General features: G+C 70.3%; 19 protein-coding genes. 9 read left to right on the top strand and 10 right to left on the bottom strand.

What is annotated here, in order from left to right; genetic code table 11:
* The first annotated feature begins 75 nt into the window (after positions 1-75).
* The 3 genes from ABD743_RS02800 (at position 76) to ABD743_RS02810 (ending at position 4503) form a co-directional block, all read left to right on the top strand.
* Positions 76-2280: a bifunctional YncE family protein/alkaline phosphatase family protein gene (locus ABD743_RS02800; protein ID WP_344718452.1), complete on the top strand. Its 2205-nt coding sequence runs from the start codon at positions 76-78 to the stop codon at positions 2278-2280.
* Between the two features lie 232 nt (positions 2281-2512).
* Positions 2513-3190 (top strand): ABC transporter ATP-binding protein, encoded by a 678-nt coding sequence (locus ABD743_RS02805; RefSeq protein WP_379659071.1) that lies wholly within the window; start codon positions 2513-2515, stop codon positions 3188-3190.
* Positions 3190-4503 carry an FtsX-like permease family protein gene (locus ABD743_RS02810; RefSeq protein WP_344718456.1) on the top strand — a complete coding sequence of 438 codons (1314 nt, stop codon included), beginning with the start codon at positions 3190-3192 and terminating at the stop codon, positions 4501-4503. The genes ABD743_RS02805 and ABD743_RS02810 overlap by 1 nt, the downstream gene beginning before the upstream one ends.
* 70 nt (positions 4504-4573) lie before the next feature.
* Here ABD743_RS02810 and ABD743_RS02815 read toward each other — a convergent pair whose 3' ends face one another.
* The 3 genes from ABD743_RS02815 to ABD743_RS02825 all read right to left on the bottom strand — a co-directional run bounded on the left by ABD743_RS02815 (position 4574) and on the right by ABD743_RS02825 (position 6491).
* On the bottom strand, positions 4574-5332 hold the full coding sequence (locus ABD743_RS02815) for an SRPBCC family protein (protein ID WP_344718458.1): 759 nt from the start codon (positions 5330-5332) through the stop codon (positions 4574-4576).
* Positions 5333-5416: 84 nt separating this feature from the next.
* Positions 5417-5875, bottom strand: a complete 459-nt coding sequence (locus ABD743_RS02820; protein ID WP_344718460.1) for a DUF6069 family protein — start codon at positions 5873-5875, stop codon at positions 5417-5419.
* 1 nt (position 5876) lies between these two features.
* Positions 5877-6491, bottom strand: coding sequence for an ArsR/SmtB family transcription factor (locus ABD743_RS02825; protein ID WP_344718462.1), 615 nt, complete (start codon positions 6489-6491; stop codon positions 5877-5879).
* A 282-nt stretch (positions 6492-6773) separates the two neighbouring features.
* Here ABD743_RS02825 and ABD743_RS02830 point away from each other — a divergent pair, with 282 nt between their 5' ends.
* Positions 6774-9308, top strand: coding sequence for a bifunctional YncE family protein/alkaline phosphatase family protein (locus ABD743_RS02830; protein WP_344718465.1), 2535 nt, complete (start codon positions 6774-6776; stop codon positions 9306-9308).
* 55 nt (positions 9309-9363) lie between these two features.
* Here ABD743_RS02830 and ABD743_RS02835 read toward each other — a convergent pair whose 3' ends face one another.
* Both ABD743_RS02835 and ABD743_RS02840 read right to left on the bottom strand, forming a co-directional pair.
* Complete coding sequence (locus tag ABD743_RS02835) at positions 9364-9969, bottom strand: TetR/AcrR family transcriptional regulator (RefSeq protein WP_241039879.1); 606 nt, start codon at positions 9967-9969, stop codon at positions 9364-9366.
* Positions 9969-10781: an enoyl-CoA hydratase/isomerase family protein gene (locus ABD743_RS02840; protein WP_344718467.1), complete on the bottom strand. Its 813-nt coding sequence runs from the start codon at positions 10779-10781 to the stop codon at positions 9969-9971. Before ABD743_RS02840 ends, ABD743_RS02835 begins: the two co-directional genes overlap by 1 nt.
* Before the next feature lie 123 nt (positions 10782-10904).
* Between ABD743_RS02840 and paaZ the strand changes: the two genes are divergently transcribed.
* Both paaZ and paaK read left to right on the top strand, forming a co-directional pair.
* Positions 10905-12938 (top strand): phenylacetic acid degradation bifunctional protein PaaZ, encoded by a 2034-nt coding sequence (paaZ, locus tag ABD743_RS02845; RefSeq protein WP_344718469.1) that lies wholly within the window; start codon positions 10905-10907, stop codon positions 12936-12938.
* 68 nt (positions 12939-13006) lie between these two features.
* Positions 13007-14275, top strand: coding sequence for a phenylacetate--CoA ligase PaaK (gene paaK / locus ABD743_RS02850; RefSeq protein ID WP_425566875.1), 1269 nt, complete (start codon positions 13007-13009; stop codon positions 14273-14275).
* Between the two features lie 4 nt (positions 14276-14279).
* Here paaK and ABD743_RS02855 read toward each other — a convergent pair whose 3' ends face one another.
* Positions 14280-14639 (bottom strand): tetratricopeptide repeat protein, encoded by a 360-nt coding sequence (locus ABD743_RS02855; RefSeq protein WP_344718473.1) that lies wholly within the window; start codon positions 14637-14639, stop codon positions 14280-14282.
* A gap of 52 nt (positions 14640-14691) precedes the next feature.
* Entirely contained in the window at positions 14692-15156 is a 465-nt protein-coding gene (locus ABD743_RS02860) for a MarR family winged helix-turn-helix transcriptional regulator (protein ID WP_344718475.1), read from the bottom strand.
* Between the two features lie 1077 nt (positions 15157-16233).
* On the opposite strand from ABD743_RS02860, the gene ABD743_RS02865 reads away from it, so the two are divergent.
* Positions 16234-17205 (top strand): pirin family protein, encoded by a 972-nt coding sequence (locus ABD743_RS02865; protein ID WP_344718477.1) that lies wholly within the window; start codon positions 16234-16236, stop codon positions 17203-17205.
* Between the two features lie 87 nt (positions 17206-17292).
* Here ABD743_RS02865 and ABD743_RS02870 read toward each other — a convergent pair whose 3' ends face one another.
* Positions 17293-17853: an NADPH-dependent FMN reductase gene (locus ABD743_RS02870; protein WP_344718479.1), complete on the bottom strand. Its 561-nt coding sequence runs from the start codon at positions 17851-17853 to the stop codon at positions 17293-17295.
* A 162-nt stretch (positions 17854-18015) separates the two neighbouring features.
* Between ABD743_RS02870 and ABD743_RS02875 the strand changes: the two genes are divergently transcribed.
* On the top strand, positions 18016-18321 hold the full coding sequence (locus ABD743_RS02875) for a hypothetical protein (protein ID WP_344718480.1): 306 nt from the start codon (positions 18016-18018) through the stop codon (positions 18319-18321).
* Positions 18322-18342: 21 nt separating this feature from the next.
* Here ABD743_RS02875 and ABD743_RS02880 read toward each other — a convergent pair whose 3' ends face one another.
* Both ABD743_RS02880 and ABD743_RS02885 read right to left on the bottom strand, forming a co-directional pair.
* Positions 18343-18852: a mycothiol transferase gene (locus tag ABD743_RS02880; RefSeq protein WP_344718481.1), complete on the bottom strand. Its 510-nt coding sequence runs from the start codon at positions 18850-18852 to the stop codon at positions 18343-18345.
* Positions 18853-19023: 171 nt separating this feature from the next.
* Entirely contained in the window at positions 19024-20259 is a 1236-nt protein-coding gene (locus ABD743_RS02885; RefSeq protein WP_344718482.1) for a phosphodiester glycosidase family protein, read from the bottom strand.
* A 254-nt stretch (positions 20260-20513) separates the two neighbouring features.
* On the opposite strand from ABD743_RS02885, the gene ABD743_RS02890 reads away from it, so the two are divergent.
* Entirely contained in the window at positions 20514-20852 is a 339-nt protein-coding gene (locus tag ABD743_RS02890; RefSeq protein WP_344718483.1) for a hypothetical protein, read from the top strand.
* The last annotated feature ends 34 nt before the right edge of the window (positions 20853-20886 follow it).

Below are 20886 nucleotides of genomic sequence, written 5' to 3' on the forward strand. Positions count from 1 at the left end.
GTCAACGACGCAAACTCATTTTCGCCGATCGGTCAGGGGATCGGCCCGGCGGGCAAGCAGACGAACCTGGCCGGCATGCCGATCGACTCGGCGATGGCTCCTGACGGCAGCCGACTGGTCGTCAGCAATGCCGGGGCGGGCGTGCAGTCGCTCCAGGTGATCGACACGAGCACGGGGGACGTCACACAGACACTGCAATACCCGGCACCTGCGTCCCTCTACGCGGGACTCACGTTCAGCCCGGACGGCCTCACGCTCTACGCGAGCGGTGGCGGCAACAACCTGATCCGCGCGTACAGCGTTCGCGCGACCGGCCTGACCGAGAGGAGATCGATTCCCCTTCCGACCACCGGGCCGACGGGCCAGCCGATCAACCCGTTCCCCGCAGGCATGGCCGTCACCCCGGACGGCTCCCGGCTCGTGGTCGCCGACCAGCAGGCCGACGCCGTCAGCGTGGTCGATCTCGCCACCGGCGCAGTGCACACGGCCCCGATCGGCCACCGCCCCTACGACGTGGTGGTCTCGCACGACGGTCACACCGCCTACATCACCGACCAGGGCGGGAACGAACTGTCGGTGGTGGATCTGAGCCGGCCGGAACCCGTGCAGCGCGGGTCGATCCCCGTCGGCACCCACCCGAACAGGCTCGTCGCGCGGGCCGACGGCTCCACGCTCTACGTGGCCAACGGCGACTCCGACGAGCTCAGCGTGGTGGACACCACCACGGAGAAGACGACCCGCTCGATCAGCGTCTCCCCCTACCCGAACGCCCCGATCGGCAGTAACCCGGACGCCATCGCGCTCTCCGAGGACGGTCGCACGCTCTACGTCGCCAACTCGGGCAACAACGCCGTCGCCTTCATCGACGTCAGGTCGGGTCACTTCAACGGCATGGTCCCCACCTCGTGGCACCCCACCTCGCTCGCGTGGACCGGAACCCAGCTGTTCATCACGAACGCCAAGGGCCTCGGTGCCGGACCCAACGACCTGGCCGGCCACCCGAACCCGAACCGCCCCGACATGGAGGTGCTCAGCCAGGACGTCACCTCGATGATGGTGGGCACGCTCACGCGTGTCCCCGTGCCGACCGGGCATCTGCAGGACTTCACCCAGCAGGTGCGGGACAACGACGGGTTCCCCGACCCGAATCCCCGGCCCGAGAGCACGAGCACTCCGTCCGAGGGCACGAACAAGGGCGCGAAGGTCCGGGATTCGGGTGTCGTCCCGATGCAGCCGGGCGCGGCGAGCCCGATCAAGCACGTGATCTATGTGGTGCGTGAGGGCCAGAGCTACGACGAGGAGCTCGGCAGCCTGGGCAGGGGCAACGGCGACGCGGCGCTCAACGTGTTCGGCAACGAGTCCACGCCGAACTCACGCAGGCTGGCCCGGACGTTCGGCGACTTCGACAACTTCTACTCGCCCGGCGAGGTCGGCGCGCAGGGGTGGAACTGGGCCGTTGCAGGGAACTCCAACGACTACTCCGAGCAGATCTGGCCGGCCGCGAGCTCCGGGCGCAACGGACCACTTCCCGAGGAGGGAACGGACCCCGCCACGGCGCCGAACCGCGACCCCGCGCACGCCTACATCTGGGACCAGATGGCCGACCATCACGTGCCGTTCCGCAACTACGGCGTGTTCACCAACGTCCAGCCGGACGGATCGTCGAAGGCCGCCGATCCGGTGCTCGACGCGAACACCGACCACAACTACCGCGGGTTCGACCTCGCCTGCCCCGACTCCCCCGGGAGCTTCGCCCCGGCGGCGGGCGTGAACTGCGGCAACGCGCGCTTCGCGGAGTGGAAGAAGGAGTTCGACGGCTACGTCGCCGCCAACAACCTGCCGGCAGCGGAGCTGATCAGGCTGCCCAACGACCGCAACGCCGGGCCGAAGCCGGGCTCGCCGACGCCGGCGGCCTACGTCGCCGACAACGACTGGGCGCTGGGCCAGATCGTCGATGCCGTGTCGCACTCCGACTACTGGTCCTCCACCGCGATCCTCGTGACCGAGGTGGACTCCAACAGCGGCGGCGACCACGTCGACGGCCATCGCACGGTAGCCCAGGTGATCAGCCCGTACAGCCACACGGGCAAGGTCGACTCCACCTTCTACAGCACCGTCTCGATGCTGCGGACGATGGAGCTCATCCTCGGGCTGCCGCCGCTCACCCAGTACGACGCCGCGACGACGCCGATGGTCAACGCCTTCACCTCGAAGCCGGACCTCACCCCGTACACCGCGGTGAAGCCGTCGCAGAGCATGCAGGAGATGAACCACCCCTAGGAGCGGAACGGCGGACGGCTCACCCGCCCGCAAGGGTGGATGCGCCGTCCGCTCCGGTCGATCCGCCGGCCGACGGCGATCGCTTCCTCGAAACCGGGGCCCGGCCCAGGGTGGGCACAGGGTCATCCCGGATGGGATCGCACCCCGGGCCCGCGAGGGTGAGCAGGTGAACGCCGATCATGCGACAGCGGTGCGGTTCGACCGGGTGAGCAGGACGTACGGCAGGGGTCCCATGGAGGTGGCGGCACTGCGCGAGGTGAGCCCGGAGTTCCGCCGCGGCAGCTTCACCGCCGTGATGGGTCCCTCCGGGTCGGGCAAGAGCACGCTGCTGCACTGCGGTGCCGGACTCGACCGGCCCACCTCGGGTTCGGTGTGGGTCGGAGGTGCCGACCTCGCCGGGATGTCGCAGGCACAGCTCGCCGTGCTGCGGCGGGACCGGGTCGGTGTGGTGTTCCAGTCGTTCAACCTGGTGCCGTCGCTCACCGCAGAGCAGAACGTGCTCCTGCCTGCACGGCTGGGGCGTCGCCGCACCGAGCGGACCCGCGTGCGGGAGATCTTCGAGCAGGTCGGGCTGACCGGTCGTGAGCGGCGTCGCCCGGCGGAGCTGTCGGGTGGCCAGCAGCAGCGGGTGGCCATCGCCCGCGCCCTGCTCAGCCGCCCGGAGGTGATCTTCGCGGACGAGCCGACCGGGGCGCTGGACCGGCGTACGGGCAAGGAGGTGCTGGCGCTGCTCCGCGAGGCCGTCGACCAGCACGGGCAGACCGTGGTGATGGTGACCCATGATCCGGAAGCCGCGACCTGGGCGGATCGCGTGCTGTTCCTGACCGACGGACGGGTGGTCGACGAGCTGGATCGGCCGTCCGCGCGGCAGGTGACCGAACGGCTCGGCGGGGCGGTCGGGCAGCCGTGATGCCGACGGGAATCGTCTGGAACAACGTGCGCTCCAACCGCACCTCGTTCATCGCGGCCTTCACCGCGATCACGCTTGCCGTCATGCTCGTCGTCGGGGCAGGGCTGCTCCTGACCAGCGCGCACGGCGACGGTCGGCTGCGCAACCTGATGTCGCTGTTCGCGGTGACCGCGGGCCTGTCCGGCTTCGTGTCGATCTTCGTGGTGGCCGGGACGCTGAGCCTGCACGTCCTGCAGCAACGCCGCACCTGGGGGCTGCTGCGCACGGTGGGGATGACCCCGGGCCAGGTGCGACGGCTGGTCGTGGCCGAGGCACTGACCGTCGCGGTGGCGGCTTGTATCGCCGGGAGTGCGCTCGCCGTACCACAGGCCGGCCTCACGGCAGCCTTCCTCACGCGGGTGGGGCTCGCGCCCGCGGGGTTCGAGATCGTGCTCGACAGGACACCGTTCATCGTGGGCACGGCGGTCGGCATCGTCGTCACGTTGCTGGCGGCACTGACCGCTTCGAGGACGGCTGCCCGGGTGGCGCCGCTGGAGGTGCTGCGCGACACCGCCGCGCAGGCCCACGTGATGACCTGGCAGCGCGCGGCGGTCGGAACCGCGGCGTTGGCTGGTGGTGGCGTGCTCCTGCGTGTCACCTCCACCGCTTCGCTGACGGACGCGGTGCCCCTGGGCGTCGTCGTCACGATGGCTCTGTGCGTCGCGGGCTCGGCGTTCGGCCCCGTGCTGATGCGCGTGGTGGGCGGGCTGCTCGCGGCGCCGATCGCCGCGCTCGACCCCGGCCCAGGCGCGCTGGCCCGTGCTTCGATCACCGTGCAACCCCAGCGGGCGGCCTCGGTGGCATCCCCCGTCATGCTGACGGTGGCGCTCGCCTGCACGTTCGTGTTCGCGGTCGCGATCGCCGACACCTCCGACGGCAGGGAGCGCGACGGCGTGATGCTCTGGGCCATCGTCCTGCTCGTCGGCACGGCGGTGAGCTACACGATGATCTCGGTGCTGAACTCCACGGCCATGTCGATGAGCACCAGGGCAGCGGAGCTGCGGCTACTGCGCTCGACCGGGATCACGCCCCGCCAACTGACCAGGGCTCTGTGCTGGGAGTCCTTGATCGCCACATGCTCCGGCGCCCTGGCCGGCACGCTGATCGCGGTCGTCTCGCTCGGCGCCGTGAGTCTGGCCGGCACTGGTTCCCCGTGCTTCGGCTACTCGCTCCCGCTGTACCTCGCCCTGGTCTGGCTGTGCGCGGCGGCAGGGCTCGCAGGCGCGCTCCTGTCCACCCGCCGGGCCCGGCACGGCTCGTTGGTCGTCGGCTAGGTGAGAGCGAACGGCCCACCCGCCCGCAGGGCTGGGTGGGCCGTTCGCTCGTCGGCGCGAGGCCGCCTGGTCAGGCGATCGGCAGGCGGGTGAGCCACTCCTGCCAGGCCTGATCGGTCCGGGCGGGATCCGAGTCGGAGGCGAAGATGTGGTGCCCGACGACCAGTGCGTTGCCGCGGTCCGTGCCGGAGTGCAGGAACCGGTAGAGAGCGTCTGGCGTGCGCACACCGAAGTACGTCGGCGGGCCGACGAGGTCCACCACGCCCTCGATCGGCGGCAGCCCGGGTAGCTCGAGCCGGGCCCGCTCGCCCTCGGCGACGGGGCCGGTGAGGCCGAACGCACCGGCCACGGCCGCCCAGACCTGGTCCGGGTCGCCTGCTCCCGGCCGGAACGCCGAGACGGGACTGCCGGTACGGCCGGGGAAGTGCGTGACGTACGCCGCCAGCGTTGCCAGGTACATGTCCCAGCCGAGGCCCATGGCCTCGTACTCGGTCTCCCAGTCGTCCCCGAGGACGCCGCTCTGCACCATCCGCAGCACGGTGGCGCCCTGGTCGCGCCCCTCGATGAGGTACTCCAGGGCCATGAAGGTGCCGTCCGGCCCGGGTTCGCTCCGGTGCGCGAACCGCTTCCCCGGCTCCCATGCCGTCACCGTCGACTCCTCGACGTAGCCGGCCATGGCGAACCGGGTGCGCCCACCTTCGCCCGGCTCGACCTCGCTGCGGCCCATGAACCAGGAGTCGATACCCGGTCCGGTGGCGATGGCGTCCCAGATCTGCTCCGGGCTTGCCGACATCTCGATTTCCTTGGTGAGCTCAAACTTGTGTCCCATGGTGAACCTCTCTCGGGGTGGTGATCCGGACGGGGTGATCGAGCGGGTCGAGCTGTGTTCTTGAGCCGAGGTGTCGAGCGGGGGTCAGCGGGCGCGGCGGTGCCGGAGCATCGGCAGCAGCGCGACCGCGACCGCGATGTGGATGAGGCAGAGCATGACCCGGGTGTCCACTGTGGCCTGCTCGAGGAAGACCGGGATGAAAGAGGCCGCCAGCACCGTTCCGGCGAGCACGCTCCAGATGATCTTCGCGTGGCGGGTGACGCGCTCGAGCAGCGCGAGGGTGCCCCAGCCGAGAAGCGCGAAGACGAGAGCGAAGACGACGATCTCCGGCAGGATCAGCGGGTGCGACGCGGTCGCCCCGGGGTCGGTGAGCACGAAATCCGTGCCGACCGCCCGAGCGCCGAGGTAGAGCACGCCGCTCGCCGCCACCGCAACACCCACCGCCTTGGCGCGCTGCCGGCGCCGGATGCGCGGGGCCGTGCTGGTTCCGGTCTCCGTGATCGGAGACGCCTGGTCGAGGGCGGGGCCGGTCGTGATGCTCATGTCAGGACTCCTCGGATTCGGTGGTGCCGGTATGGGCGTTGATGACGCTGGGGTGCAGGGCGAGCACCACCCGGTGGTCACGACCGCCGGGAGCCTGCTCGTCGTGGTACTTGCCGACCAGGCCGTTGACGGTGGCCGCCAACTCCTCGGCAAAGGCGGCCCGGTCACTCGCCGAGGCGAAGCGGACGTTGACGTCGACGGCGAACGTCGCCACCCGCTTCCTGGCCCGGTCCGCGCCGGTGATCAGCTCACCGACGTCCTGGACGAGCCGGGCGGCGACCGCCAGTAGCCACCGCGCCGACAACCGGTCCGGCGTACCGGCCGGATCCGGGCTGACGGCGGCGAGAGCGACCGGCGAGATCACGTACGACGCCGCGGTGGCCCGCATGACCCGCTCGGTGACGTTGCCCTTGCGGCGCTCCTCGACCAGCTCGATCAGGCCGTGCTGTTCGAGTGCCCGGAGGTGGTAGTTGACCTTCTGCCGGGCCAGGCCGACCCGGGCCGCGAGCATCGTCGCCGAGGCCGGCTCGGCGAGCGCGGCGAGGAGCCGGGACCGCATCGGGTCCAGCGACGCCTCGGCCGCAGCCGGGTCCTCGATCACTGCGATGTCGAACATGCGGAAACCTTCTCACCGACAACTCTCACTGTCAAGACAAGAAAATTTTTCGGTGAGGGATGCGGGCAGACCCGGATCACGTGCACTGTTTGAGCTGTGGAAACGGCTCATGGGAAGGGCGTGCACAAGGTCACCGGTGGGTGCCACGTCCCCCATGCCCGAGCCCGATCGTGCGGTGTCGCCCCATCCACGTCTCGTTCACCGCAACGGGCGGAGCAGGCCATCGCCCGCTCCTAGCGTCCGGCTCGGAGTACGGCCGACCTCCGGCCGAGAAGGAGGCACATGGTTATGCGGTGCGGACATCGATCGATCACTGCGGCGGCCGTCCTTGCGGTCACGCTGACCATCGGCGGCACGGCTGCTGCAGCCACTCCGCCGCAGCCCGGCCCCGATCCGAACGGGCCGACGCTCACGCCCATCGGTTTCACCGTCACACCGGCGGGACAGCAGACGGACCTCGGCGACCTACCACTGGGCGAGGCCCTGTCCCCGGACGGCAGCCATCTCGTCGTCAGCAACGACGGCCAGGGTGTCCAGTCGCTGCAACTGATCGACACGAGCACCGGTGATGTCAGCCAGACCGTGGACTACCCCGACCCCGCGGCCCTGTACACGGGCCTCGCGTTCAGCCCCGACGGCCACACGCTCTACGCGAGCGGCGGTGGCAACAACGTCGTGCGCAGCTACGGCGTCGGCGACCACGGCCTCGCCGCCAACGGGTCGTTCGCGCTGCCCACCAGCACCCCGAAGGGCGCGAAGGTCAACCCCTTCCCCGCCGGCATCGCCGTCACGCCCGACGGGGGCCGGCTCGTCGTCGCCGATCAGCAGGCCGACGCCGTCAGCGTGATCGATGTGGGCACGAGCGCCGTGCACACGATCGCGGCCGGGCACCGGCCCTACGGCGTGGCACTCTCCAAGGACGGCCGCACCGCCTACGTCACCAGCCAGGGCGGCAACGACGTGGCCGTGGTGGACGTGTCGGGCGCGACGCCGGTGGCGCAGCGGAGCATCCGGGTCGGGACCCATCCCAACAAGATCATCGCCTCGGCCGACGGCTCCACCCTCTACGTGGCGAACGGCGACTCCGACGAGGTCAGTGTCATCGACACCGCCTCGGACAAGGTGACCCGCACGATCAACCTGGCGCCCTACCCCGACGCGCCCGTCGGCAGCAACCCCGACGCGCTCGCGCTCTCGCAGGACGGCCACACGCTCTACGTCGCCAACGCGGGCAACAACGACGTGGCCGCGGTCGACACCGGTACCGGCGCGGTCAACGGGCTGATCCCGACCGGCTGGTACCCCACGTCGATCGTGATGCACGGGAACCAGATGCTCGTCACCAACGCGAAAGGACTGGGAGCGGGACCGAACAACGGGCCTGGGCACCCGAACCCCTACTCCACCTTTCTTCCGGCGGACCAGTACAGCGGCTCGATGATGGTGGGCACGCTCTCCGCCATCCCCACGCCGGACCCGGCGCAGCTGCAGACCTGGACGCAACAGGTGCGGACCAACGACGGGTTCGCCGACGGAGCCGCGGTGCGCGGTGGTGACCAGGGGATGAGCATCATCCCGCGGCACCCGGGCGAGCAGACCCCGATCAAGCACGTGATCTTCATCGTTCGGGAGAACCGGACCTACGACCAGGAGTTCGGCAACCTGGGCAAGGGCAACGGCGACCCCTCGCTCGACCTCTTCGGCGACGAGTCCGCCCCCAACTCCCGCAACCTGGAGAAGACGTTCGGCGACTTCGACAACTTCTACGCCGACGCCGAGGTCAGCGCCCAGGGCTGGAACTGGACGGTGGCGGCGAACTCCAACCCCTACTCCGAGCAGGTCTGGCCGGGCAACTACTCCGATCGGAACGCGCCCTACCCGTCGGAGAGCTCCGACCCGGCCATCGCACCGAACCGTGACCCGGCGAAGGCCTACATCTGGGACCGGCTGGCCGAGAACCACGTGTCGTTCCGCAACTACGGCTACTACGTCGACACGCTGAAGGACGGGAGGTCGAAGGCGACCGACTCCGTGCTCGCCGCGCACACCGACCCGAACTACCGGGGGTGGGACCTCAGCTGCCCCGACTCTCCCGGGACCTTCAAGCCGGTGCCCTCGGCGCATTGCCTCAGCCCCCGCTACGCCGAGTGGAAGAAGGAGTACGACAGGTACGTCTCGAACAACGACCTGCCGACCGTCGAGCTGCTCCGCCTGGGTAACGACCACAATGCCGGGACGAAGACCGGCTCCCCGACGCCGAGGGCCTACGTCGCCGACAACGACTGGGCGGTGGGCCAGGTCGTCGACACGGTCTCGCATTCCAAGTACTGGGGATCCACCGCGATCTTCGTGACCGAGGACGACGCGCAGGACGGACCCGACCACGTCGACGCCCACCGCACGGTGGCCGAGGTGATCAGCCCCTACAGCCAGACCGGCAAGGTCGACTCCACCTTCTACAGCACCGCGTCGATGCTGCGGACGATGGAGTTGATCCTCGGGCTGCAGCCGCTCACCCAGTTCGACGCGTACGCCACGCCGATGCTGGCCGCCTTCACCTCCACCCCGAACCTCACCCCGTACACGGCGGTGAAACCGAGGCAGAACATGAAGGAGAAGAACCCGGCGAACGCACCCGATGCGGCGATCTCCAACGCCCAGCCGCTCTCGAAGGAGGACCAGATCGACGAGCAGACGTTCAACGAGGCGATCTGGCACAGCGTGAAGGGCGCCGGGTCCGTGATGCCCGCGCCGCAGCACCACGTGTTCCCCGCACCGCCACCGGGAGCGAAGGACGACGATGACGACGACAACTGAGTGACCTGATCACCGTCGTTCGTTCCGGGCCCGCGCGACGTTCGGGTGCGGGGTCTCAGCCGGCTGCCGGCAGGATCCCCTCGAACACCGCGCGGGCCACGTCGTCCGGAAGGTTCGCCGTGCCCGGACGCCCGGGCCGATACCACTCCACCACCGAGTTGACCAGGCCGGAGAGCAGCCGCGCAGCCAGGGCGGGTTCGACACCGGGCCGGATCTCCCCGGCGGCCACCGCCTCTTTCACCAGTGCCGCGATCTGTGCGTCGAACGCGCGGCGGCGCGCCAGCGCCCACCGCTCGCTCTCGGTGTTGCCGCGCACCCGCAGCAGCAGCGTGACGTAGGGCAGATCGCGCTGCAGCACCGCCACCTGCCCACGGACGATGTGGCGCAGCCGGGCCAGTGGTGTGCCGGTGGTGGCGGCGGGCTCGTCGAGGACCCCGAAGAGGCCGCTCAGCGCACGCTCCAACGCGGCCCGCAGCAGGGCCTCCTTGCCCGTGAAGTGGTGGTAGAAGGACGACTTCGTGATCCCCGCGGCGCGGGAGAGATCTTCCATGCTCGTGGCGTCGTAGCCGCGGGTGTTGAACTCCGCCACCGCCACCTCGAGCAACGAGGCGGCTCCGCCGCTGGGCCTGCGGACCCGGCGTCCCGCCGCCTCGGTGGTCATCACCGCCCCCGGAACGTCGGGCGGCGCTTGGCCAGGAAAGCCTCCACGGCGTCGGCGTGGTCGGAGGTGGCGGCCAACCGGGCCTGCGCGGCACCCTCCGCGGCCAGCACGTCCGGCAGAGCGGACACGGCTCCGAACCGGACCCCACGCCTGACCTCGGCGTACGCCTTCGTCGGGCCGGAGGCGAGGCGGCGGGCCAACTCCAGCGCCGCGGGCACCACCTCCTCGGGTGGCACGACCGCCCGCACCAGGCCCCAGGCCTGCGCATCCTCCGCGGTGAACGGTTCCCCGAGCAGCAGCAGCTCCGTGGCCCGGGAGACACCAAGGGCGTGGGCGAGGCTCGCCGAGAGCCCGGAGTCGGCGGTGAGCCCGATCCCGGTGAACGCGGTGGAGAACTTCAGCCCCGCGGCAGCGATCCGCAGGTCGCACGCGAGGGCGAACCCGAGTCCGGCGCCGACGCACGGGCCGTTGATCGCGGCGACGACGGGGAAGTCCATAGCGGCGAGCTCGGCGATGACGGGGTTGTAGTGCTCGGTGACGGTGTCGAAGGCCGTGGACGGGTCGGCGCGCAGCGCCTCGGCGTGTTCCCCCAGGTCCTGCCCGACACAGAACGCCTTGCCCGCGCCGGTGAGCACGAGCGCACGGACGTCCTCGGCCTTGCCGAGATCCTCCACGGCGGCCAGCAGCTCGGTCTTCAGCTCCGTGGTGAGCGCGTTGTACCGCGCCGGCCGGTTGAGGGTGAGCACGGCGACGGCCGGGTCGGCGTCGTCACGCGTGATCAGCACGGCTGGGTCATCGGTCACGGCCGCCATCGTAAAGCCGAACGAACGACCGGTCGAGACACGCACGGGCGAGGATCGACTCTGTTCGGCACGCACTCCGAGTGCTAGCGTTCGAACGAACGGTCGGTCGAACATCCCGGGAGGGCTCCCCTGATGTCACCTGTTCTGCGCAGCTACGTCCGAGGTGACTGGCATTCCCCCGCCGACGAGGGCCGACCGCTCTTCGACGCCGTCACCGGCGAGGAGGTCGCCCGGATCTCCTCGGCGGGGATCGACATGGCCGCGGTGCTCCACCACGGCAGGCGGGTGGGCGGCCCGGCACTGCGGGAGCTGACCTTCCACCAGCGCGCGGGACTGCTGAAGGCCTTGGCCGGGCACCTGCGCGAGCATCGCGACGAGCTCTACGCGGTGTCCGCCCGCACCGGCGGCACTCCGTTCGACGCGAAGTTCGACATCGACGGCGGCATCGGCGTGCTGCAGGCCTACGCGAGCAAGGGCCGCCGCGAACTGCCGAACGACACGATCTACGTCGAGGGCGACGTCGAGCCGCTCTCCCGCGGCGGCACGTTCGCCGGCCAGCACATCGCAACCTCGCTCCGCGGCGTCGCGGTGCAGGTCAACGCCTTCAACTTCCCGGTGTGGGGGCCGCTGGAGAAGTTCGCCCCCGCGTTCCTCGCCGGCGTCCCGTCGGTGGTCAAGCCGGCGAGCCCCACCGCCTTCCTGACGGCCGCGCTCGTCGAGCTGATCGTCGACTCCGGACTGCTGCCCGAGGGCACGCTGCAGTTCGTCGCCGGTTCGGTCGGCGACATGTTCGACCACCTCACCGAACAGGACCTCGTCGCTTTCACCGGCTCGGCGTCCACCGCCGCGAAGCTGCGCACCCATCCGGGCATCGTCGGACGCAGCGTGCGCTTCTCGGCGGAGGCCGACTCCCTGAACCTCTCGGTCCTCGGACCGGACGCGGGGCCGGGCACGCCGGAGTTCGACCTCTACGTGAAGCAGTTGCTGCAGGAGATGACGGTCAAGGCGGGCCAGAAGTGCACGGCGATCCGCCGCGCGTTCGTGCCGGCCGAGCATGTGGACGCCGTGGTCCAGGCGGTGTCGGCCCGGCTGGCGTCCACTGTGGTCGGCAATCCGGCCGCCGAGGGTGTGCGGATGGGCGCCCTCGCGAGCCTCGAACAGCGCGAGGAGGTGCGCCGCAGCGTCAAGGCCCTCGCCGACTCCGGCCGCATCGTCTTCGGCGACCCGGAGAAGGTCGACGTGGTCGACGCCGACGCCGAGCGCGGCGCCTTCATCTCCCCGATCCTGCTCACCGGCGACCCGGACCGCGCCGAACCCCACGAGGTGGAGGCATTCGGGCCGGTCTCGAGCGTGCTTCCCTACTCCTCCACCGAGCAGCTGATCGACTACGCCGCACGCGGCCAGGGCAGCCTCGTGGGCTCGGTGGTCACGGGCGACGCGGCGTTCGCACGTGACGTCGTGCTCGGCGTCGCCCCGTGGCACGGCCGGCTGCTCGTGCTCACCCAGGCCGACGCGAAGGAGTCGACGGGCCACGGCTCGCCGATGCCGCAGCTCGTCCACGGTGGCCCGGGCCGGGCAGGCGGCGGGGAGGAGATGGGCGGCATCCGCGGGGTGCTGCACCACATGCAGCGCACCGCCGTGCAGGCCGACCCCGACACGCTCACGGCGATCACCGGCCGCTGGGTGGCGGGCTCGCGACGCACGGAGACCGACGTCCACCCGTTCCGCAAGCACCTCGAGGAGCTGCGGGTCGGCGACACGATCGTCGGCGGCCCGCGCACCGTCACGCAGGAGGACGTGGAGCACTTCGCCGAGTTCACCGGCGACACCTTCTATGCCCACATGGACGCCGAGGCGGCCGCGGCGAACCCGCTGTTCGGCGAGCGCGTGGCACACGGGTACCTCGTCGTCTCGCTGGCCGCCGGCCTGTTCGTCGACCCCGACCCGGGCCCCGTCCTCGCCAACTTCGGCGTCGACCGGCTGCGCTTCCTGACGCCGGTCAAGTTCGGCGATGCCCTGACGGTCACACTGACCTGCAAGCAGGTGACCCCGCGCGACACCGCCGGCTACGGCGAGGTGCGCTGGGACGCGGACGTGACGCGCCAGGACGGCGAGTCGGTGGCCCGCTACGACGTCCTCACGCTCGTGGCCAAGAAGGAGGTGTGATGACAGCGCCGGTCACGCGCAGGCTCGGAGACGCCCCGCCTCCCGAGCTGCTCGATCCTGCGGAGCGCATGTCGGTCGACGAGCTACGTGCGCTGCAGCTGGAGCGTCTGCAATGGACGCTGCGCCATGCCTACGAGAACGTCCCGCACTACCGCGCGAGCTTCGACGCGGCCGGCGTGCACCCCCAGGACTGCCGCGAGCTCTCCGACCTCGCGAAGTTCCCCACCACGTCCAAGGCCGACCTGCGCGACAACTACCCGTTCGGGATGTTCGCGGTGCCGCAGGAGCAGGTGCGGCGGGTGCACGCCTCGTCGGGCACCACCGGGCGGCCCACCGTCGTCGGCTACACCGAACGCGACATCGACACCTGGGCCACCGTGATGGCCCGCTCGATCCGGGCAGCAGGCGGGCGGCCGGGGCACAAGGTGCACAACGCCTACGGGTACGGCCTGTTCACCGGCGGTCTCGGCGCGCACTACGGGATCGAGAAGCTCGGAGCCACGGCCATCCCGGTCTCGGGCGGGATGACCCCGCGGCAGGTCCAGCTCATCCAGGACTTCCGGCCCGAGATCATCATGCTCACGCCGAGCTACATGCTCACGATCGTCGACGAGTTCGAGAAGCAGGGGATCGACCCGCGCTCCTCCTCGTTGCAGGTCGGGATCTTCGGGGCCGAGCCGTGGACCGAGCAGATGCGCCTCGAGATCGAGGAGCGGATGGACATGCACGCCGTGGACATCTACGGGCTCTCGGAGGTGATGGGGCCTGGCGTCTCGCAGGAATGCGTGGAGACGAAGGACGGCCTGCACATCTGGGAGGACCACTTCTACCCGGAGGTCGTCGACCCGTTCGGCGACGACCCGGGCTCACCACTGCCGGACGGCGAGGAGGGCGAGCTGCTCTTCACCTCGCTCACCAAGCAGGCGTTGCCGATCATCCGCTACCGCACGCGTGACCTCACCCGGCTGCTGCCCGGCACCGCACGGCCGGGAATGCGACGGATGCAGAAGATCACCGGCCGCAGCGACGACATGATCATCCTGCGCGGGGTGAACCTCTTTCCGACCCAGGTCGAGGAGATCGTGCTGCGCACCGCGGGGCTCTCCCCGCACTTCCAGCTCGTGCTGAGCACGGAGGGCCGGATGGATGCGCTGACCGTGCGCGTCGAGGCGCGCCAGGAGACACCGGCCGAGCGCAGGCTCGACGCGGCGCGCGAGCTCATCACCGCGGTCAAGGAGACCGTCGGCGTCACCGTGGGCTGCGACGTCGTCGACCCTGAGACGCTGGAGCGCTCCGTCGGCAAGCTCCAGCGTCTTCGGGACCTCCGGGACCGCTAGCGCGTCAGGCCGCGGTGTCGCGCGCGTGGGCGTCGCGGTGCTCGCTGTACTCCGGACGGTCGTCCAGGGCCGCAGCGATCCGGAACTGCACGCCGGCCTCCTCGTGCCTGCTGCGCCGCTGCAGCGTGCGCCCGAGGATGAAGCGCACGTAGGCGTCGGTCGGAGCCAGCGAAGCCGCCCGCTCCAACACCTCCTGCGCCTTGCCGAGCTGGGCCGAGTGGTAGTACGCACGCCCCAGCAGCAACTGCCCTGCCGCGTGCTCACGCAGCCCGTCGGCCATCGGTTCGAGAAGCTTCAACGCCTCGAGCGGGTCGCCCATGTCGAGGTGAAGCCCGGCCAACCGGTACCTGTCGATCTCTTGCAACGGAATCACCTCCGGTTTTCCCAACCGGATACCCCTGAGTGGTATTCCGCAGCTATCCCACGTCGCACGGCAGCCGGTCGAGCACGCGCTCGAACGCCCCCGCGATGACGTCCAGCTCGTCGTCGGCGATCGCGTCGAAGAAGAGGCTCCGGACGGCCTCGACGTGCGAGGGTGCGGCCGCCACGATGGCCTTCCTGCCGGCCTCGGTGAGGCGCACCATCGATCCGCGGGCGTCCTCGGGGCACTCCTCACGCACGACGAGCCCGCGCTTCTCCATACGAGCGACCTGATGAGAGATGCGACTGCGCTCCCAGCCGACCATCCGCCCGAGGTCGCGCGCCCTCAGCAGTCCGTCCGGCGACTCGGACAGCGGCACCAGCAGAGTGAACTCGGCACTGGAGAGCCCACCGTCACGCACCAGCCGACGCTCCAGCTCGGCCTCGAGATGCAGCTTCAGGCCGACGTAGCTACGCCAGACGCGCGCCTCTCGCTCATCGAGCCACCGCGGTTCACTCACAGCCTCAGCCTACCTGTTTGTTGATACATCATCATAGCGCCACGAGCTAGGCACCATTTCGCAAAGTCGGACATCTCAGCTTTTCACACGGGCTCGGCAGCGCGCCGTGACACCGCGCGCCGAGTCGGGATCCCGACGAAGGAACCACCATCCTGACGGACGGGCGCCGCTTCCGAGCGGGTGCCAGCCGACGGCTCGGCACGACGTTGAACGAACGGCCCATCCGGACACCAGGATCGAGCGAACGGTCCAGCCGCCCCCGCCCGCGACCCCATGATCACCAGTTCGGACCCCACAGCCGCGGAGGACACGGCCACCCGCCCCCAAACGTTGATCATGAGCCCTGCCACGGAACCCCCATGCGCGGCCGAGGGGCGGGGAGCCCGGGAGCCGGCAGCCGGGAGCCGGGAGCCGGGAGCCGGGAGCCGATCAGGCTGAACGAACGGCACATCCGCGCGATAGGCCTGGACGAACGCGCCGCCGGTACGTCCCGGCAGGGCACGCGCCCAGCAACCCCAGGTGAACGAACGGCACGTTCATGCGATAGGTCCGAATGGGCGGCCCCCTGGCACGCCCGGGCTCTTACCCAAACACTCAACAGGAACCCGCCGCGCGGCCGACTCGGGAGTTGAACGAGGGGCACGTTCGCAACAGGTCCGGACGAACGGGCCAGTCGTCAGGCCTACTGCCCGCCCGCGACCCCATGATTACCAGTTCGGACCCCACAGCCGCATCAAACACGGCCACCCGTCCCCAAACGTTGATCATGAGCCCGCGCCACGGAACGCCCATGCGCAGCCGGGGAGCGGGGGAGCCCGGGAGCAGGCAGCCGGGAGCCGGGAGCCGGGAGCCGGCCCAGGCTGAACGAGCGGCACATCCGTGCGATAGGCCTGGACGAACGCGCCGCCGGTACCTCCCGGCAGGGCACGCGCCGTGACCGGACGGCCCGTTCACCCGATAGGCCCGGACCAGCGCCCCGTCCGTTCAAACCTCAGCTCAACCGGCAGCCGGACGAATATGTTGACACATCATCAAGCGTGCGTACGGTGCACGTACATACCTGAGGAGGCTGTTCCGTTGCCCGCGATCACCGTCGATGACCTGCTCGTCCTCCCCCGCATCCCGCGCCCGCTCCCCGGCACGTCCATCGCCCGGCCGGTGGCTCGGGTGATCACCGCGCACCGCCAGTTCGAGGGCGCAGGGATCGCGATCCACCGACCGTTCCCCGGGCCGATGTCGATGGTCGATGCGGACCCGTTCCTGCTGCTCGACCACGCCGGCCCCACGGTGAACGCACCCGAGGAGACGTCAGGTGCACCGTGGCATCCGCACCGGGGCTTCGAGACCGTCACGTACGTCCTGGACGGGGAGATCTCCCACCACGACACCAACGGCGGAGGCGGGGTGATCGGCGAGGGCGACACTCAATGGATGACGGCAGGGAGCGGCATCCTGCACGACGAGCTCCCCACCGAGCGGATGTACCGGGCGGGCGGGCCGATGCACATCGTGCAGCTGTGGGTCAACTTGCCGGCGTCACTCAAGATGACCAGTGCGCGGTATCAGTCGGTCACGCGCGACACCCTGCGCCTGCTCACCTCCGACGACGGCGGTGCGCTGGTCCGGTTGATCGCGGGCGACATCGCCGGCTTCAGCGGGCCCGGCTCGACCCACACCCCCATCACCTACGCGCACGCGACGCTCGCCCCGGGCGCGGAGCTCGCCATGCCCTGGAGCCCCCTGTTCAGCGCGTTCGTCTACGTGCTGACCGGCCGCGGAACCGCCGGGGCGGAGGGCAGGCCCGTGGAGGCGGATCAGCTCGTCGTGTTCGGGCCCGGCGACCACCTCGTGCTACGGGCGACGGACCGCCCGAGCGAGCAGTTCGACGTGCTGCTGCTCGGCGGCCTGCCGATCCGCGAACCGGTGGTGCACCACGGCCCGTTCGTGATGAACACGCGCCAGGAGGTCGTCCAGGCGCTCGAGGACTTCCAGGCCGGCAGGCTCGGCGTCATCCCGGCCGATCAGCTCGCACCGCGCAAGTTCTCCTGACACGGAAACGTCCCGCACCCGGTGTACGGGTGCGGGACGTTGCTCCCTCCTCGCCCCCCGGTCGAAGGGGAGCCGGAAACGCTGCGGTCAGGCGCTCCGCAGCGGCGCGAGCGCGGTGCTCCAGGCCACGACCTGGTCGAGCATCGTGCCGACCGTGTCGACCTGGTGCGCGGCCGGGGTGAACTCGCTGAAGTTCGTGAAGTCGGTGAACAGCGACAGCGCGACCTGGCTGCGCACGTCGGCCACCTGCAGCTCGCCCATCACCAGGCGCAGGTGCTCCACCGCGCGGGCTCCGCCGACCGAGCCGTAGCTCACGAAGCCCGCCGCCTTGTTGTTCCACTCGGCGAAGAGGTAGTCGATGGCGTTCTTCAGTGCACCCGACGTGGAGTGGTTGTACTCGGGGGTGACGAACACGAAACCGTCGAACGAGCCGATCTTCTCCGCCCACTTCTTCGTGTGCGGCTGGCTGTACTGGCCCATCGCCGGGGGCACCGCCTCGTCGAGGTGCGGCAGGTTGTAGTCCAGCAGGTCCACGAGCTCGTAGTCGGCGTCGCTGCGCTGCTTGGCGATGTCGAGAACCCACTTGGCGACTGCCTCGCCATTACGGCCGGGGCGCGTGCTGCCGAGGATGATCGCGATCTTGGTCATGACTGGTCAGTACTCCTGATGCGAGCTCCAGCCCCGTAAAGGGCTCTTGATGACGCATCAACAAGCTAGTCAGGAAGTTCGTGTCACGTCAACTAATCTAGGGCTCGCCCGTCCGTGATGGGCACCACGGCACTCTCGTCACGATGGGCAACCGTCGCCGAGATGTCCCCATCCCATCCGGCACGGTCCGGCACGATGGAGTGGGACCAGTTGGGTCGGTCGGGCAGAGCGGGGTACGCAGGCAGCATGTGGATCGCCGCCATCGTTGTCCCACTCGTGTTGCTGGCCGCGCCCCTCTGGCTCGCGCACCTGGAGGATCGCCTGGTTGACGGCGTCCGACCGGCCGGCGGGCCGGACGCCCTGGACGACGACGTCGCGGCGGCGCCGGAGCCGGCCGGTTCCGAGAGGCGCGGCCTGGAGATCGTGCCGGCCCCGTTCGCCCGCCTCGCGCCGGGCCGGGCCGCCTGAAGCCGACCCGACCTCAGCGGATCACCGCCGCTCCAGCACCCCTCGCAGGAAGGCGGCTTGCCCGACGTGCTGAAGGTCGTCGTTCACCACGCTGACCAGCCGCACGCCGAGCGTCACCGGAGGGTCCCACCGCTCGTCGACCACGCGCCCGAGCTCCTCCTCCTTCAGGCCCTCGAGGAACCGGAGGGTCTGTGCGTGCACCGCCTCGTGGTAGTCGATCAGCAGGTCCGGGGAGTCGACGCGCACGGCGTCGACGTCGGCCGAGCTGTGCCCGTAGCCGATCGCGGACGGGGGGAACGGGAAGCCGAAGCGCTCGGCCCAGCCCTGCGCGGTGTAGACCTGTTCGAACCCGGCCACGTCGGCGATGTGGTCGTCCTGCACGCGCGTCAGATGCCAGACCAGCCAAGCGATCGAGTTGGCTGTGCCATCGACGCGGTAGGCCAACTGCTCAGGGGCCAGACCATCGACAGCACTCCGGACCTCCTCACGGATCCGGCCATAGGCGTCGGTCAGCAGCTCGGCACTCGTCACGGTTCACTCCTCGCAACGTCGTCGTGGGACCCCCACGTTGCCCGCACGACCGATCCGGCGCACGGCCGGGGTCGGGCCGAGGATGAACGAGCGGCCCGCTCGTCCAGATCTACCGCGCGAATGGGCCATTCGTTCAACTCCCGATCTCACCCCCTCCGGGCGGAGGACCGATCAGCCGGCGTAGATGCCGATGCCGTTCGGCACGAGGCGCGGCGACGAGCCGGACGGATCGTTGACGATCGTCACCTCGGACGCGCCGGGCGCCCGGAAGACCTGCGTCGACGAGCCGCCGCCGTCGAGGTTGATCGCGTCGTCGACGCCCATCGCCCGCAGAACCGTGGCCAGCTCCGCGAGCGTCGCGCCCACGCTGTCGGTCTGCCGGCCGTCGAGCGTGAGGAGGAACATGTAGTGCCCGTCCGGGCTCGTGCCCACGGCACTTCGGGGCGCTCGCTCGCGGTCGTCGAGCCCGGGAACCGGAAGTCTGTCGATCAGGATCGGGCTGCCCCCGATGGCGAACTGCGGCTGCACACCGCTGGTCGGCACCAGCGAGTAGTCGATCTGCACGCGGTCGCCGATCTCCAGCGAGCGCACCATGGCTGCGCCCTTGTCCCGACCGGTGAGCACGACGTCGCCTTGCGGAATCTGCCCGCCGACCGGCGGACCGGCGAGCACCACGACCCCCTCGTGGACCAGCACCTCGGCCTGGTCAGCCGCACAGGGCGCGTCACGGTCGACGTCGGTGCCGCACAGCGTCGTGGCCCGGTCGGCCACGCCCCAGTCCGGGGTGAACACGCCGATCCCGCCGACCGGCACGGCGTACTGGTTCAGCGCCGTGATCGGGAACGTCCCTCGCGTGCTGGTCGCCGTGCCCGTCAGCCGTAGGCGGTCGATCCGGCCCACGCGGTCGACCCCCACCGCGAAGACGTGCTCGATCTCGGCTCTGGGAACGGCCGGTCCCATCCGCCTGCCGTGGGGCACCGCGGCCTTCAGCGGGCGACCACCGGCGACGGCCGGTCCGGCAGGGGCGTTCGTGCGGCCGATGTCGAAGAAGTCGCCGTTGATGCCTGCGACCGCACCGGTGTGGTTGGCCATCGCCGCGACCGAGGCGCGCGCGGCGATCGTGCCGGGGGTGAGCAGGTCCGTGCGGATTCCGGGCGAGATCAGATCGACCACCACGACGTCACCCATCACCTGGCCGGCCGAGGCGGTCGTGGTGAAACCCTGGTGGACCACGCCGACCGCGACCGGCTGTTCGGGCCCGACCTCGCCGACGACACGATCGGGCGAACCCTCGGGTGTCGGTGTGGGGGGTGCCGGCTCTGCCGCGGCAGACGGAGCGAACGCCAGCAGTGCCGTCACGAGCAACGCAAGCAGCGCATGTCCGCGGCCGGCTCCCCGTGCCCGCATCCGGACCTCCAGTGGCGTGATCAGCGATCGCGGATGGGGATCGGATCACGCCCTGTGCACCGCGGACACCACACGGCGGCAGGCTTCACCCGGAGGTGATCGCGGGACCGCACCAACCGGTGACGCCGCTGGACACGGTCTGCACGCGCCGCGGTTCGCCTACCGGCGTCTTCGACCGCGATTCGTCCGGTCGTGGTGGGCGTGTCGCGGGCGTCCGCTTGCCCGTGCGGACTCACCGGGCCACCCTGGTCAGCGTGACCGAGCAGGCGATCGAACTCGATCTCGACGAGACCGGCGTGGCAACGGACCTTCCGCGACCTTCACACGTACGCGATGAGGTCCAGCAAGTGCCCTATCGGCCCGTGCAGTTCCGCGACGACGACCTTCCGACCGCGCTGGAACGGTCGGCGGCCTGGCTGCGCCAGGCACAGGAGTGGCTGGGCGAGCCGCTCGACGTCATCGCCGTTCACCTCGACTACGACGACAGCGACGCCGGGCCCTACTACGACGTCAAGCTGCTGTGCAACGAGGAGGACCTGGCAGGCGCTCCCATCGCCGTCCGCGCACAACAGGCACAAGCCACCTTGCGCTGATCTGAGCCGACGATCACCGGATTGACGGCAGCGT

The organism is Pseudonocardia yunnanensis, assembly GCF_039534065.1.
GTDB lineage: Bacteria > Actinomycetota > Actinomycetes > Mycobacteriales > Pseudonocardiaceae > Pseudonocardia > Pseudonocardia yunnanensis.

Excerpts from the sequence above, each read along its gene's own strand:
- ABD743_RS02800 (WP_344718452.1), top strand. The coding sequence starts at position 76 with ATGCCGATCGACTCGGCGATGGCTCCTGACGGCAGCCGACTGGTCGTC.
- ABD743_RS02805 (WP_379659071.1), top strand. The coding sequence starts at position 2,513 with ATGGAGGTGGCGGCACTGCGCGAGGTGAGCCCGGAGTTCCGCCGCGGC.
- ABD743_RS02810 (WP_344718456.1), top strand. The coding sequence starts at position 3,190 with ATGCCGACGGGAATCGTCTGGAACAACGTGCGCTCCAACCGCACCTCG.
- ABD743_RS02815 (WP_344718458.1), bottom strand. The coding sequence starts at position 5,332 with ATGGGACACAAGTTTGAGCTCACCAAGGAAATCGAGATGTCGGCAAGC.
- ABD743_RS02820 (WP_344718460.1), bottom strand. The coding sequence starts at position 5,875 with ATGAGCATCACGACCGGCCCCGCCCTCGACCAGGCGTCTCCGATCACG.
- ABD743_RS02825 (WP_344718462.1), bottom strand. The coding sequence starts at position 6,491 with ATGTTCGACATCGCAGTGATCGAGGACCCGGCTGCGGCCGAGGCGTCG.
- ABD743_RS02830 (WP_344718465.1), top strand. The coding sequence starts at position 6,774 with ATGGTTATGCGGTGCGGACATCGATCGATCACTGCGGCGGCCGTCCTT.
- ABD743_RS02835 (WP_241039879.1), bottom strand. The coding sequence starts at position 9,969 with ATGACCACCGAGGCGGCGGGACGCCGGGTCCGCAGGCCCAGCGGCGGA.
- ABD743_RS02840 (WP_344718467.1), bottom strand. The coding sequence starts at position 10,781 with ATGGCGGCCGTGACCGATGACCCAGCCGTGCTGATCACGCGTGACGAC.
- paaZ (WP_344718469.1), top strand. The coding sequence starts at position 10,905 with ATGTCACCTGTTCTGCGCAGCTACGTCCGAGGTGACTGGCATTCCCCC.
- paaK (WP_425566875.1), top strand. The coding sequence starts at position 13,007 with ATGTCGGTCGACGAGCTACGTGCGCTGCAGCTGGAGCGTCTGCAATGG.
- ABD743_RS02870 (WP_344718479.1), bottom strand. The coding sequence starts at position 17,853 with ATGACCAAGATCGCGATCATCCTCGGCAGCACGCGCCCCGGCCGTAAT.
- ABD743_RS02875 (WP_344718480.1), top strand. The coding sequence starts at position 18,016 with ATGTCCCCATCCCATCCGGCACGGTCCGGCACGATGGAGTGGGACCAG.
- ABD743_RS02885 (WP_344718482.1), bottom strand. The coding sequence starts at position 20,259 with ATGCGGGCACGGGGAGCCGGCCGCGGACATGCGCTGCTTGCGTTGCTC.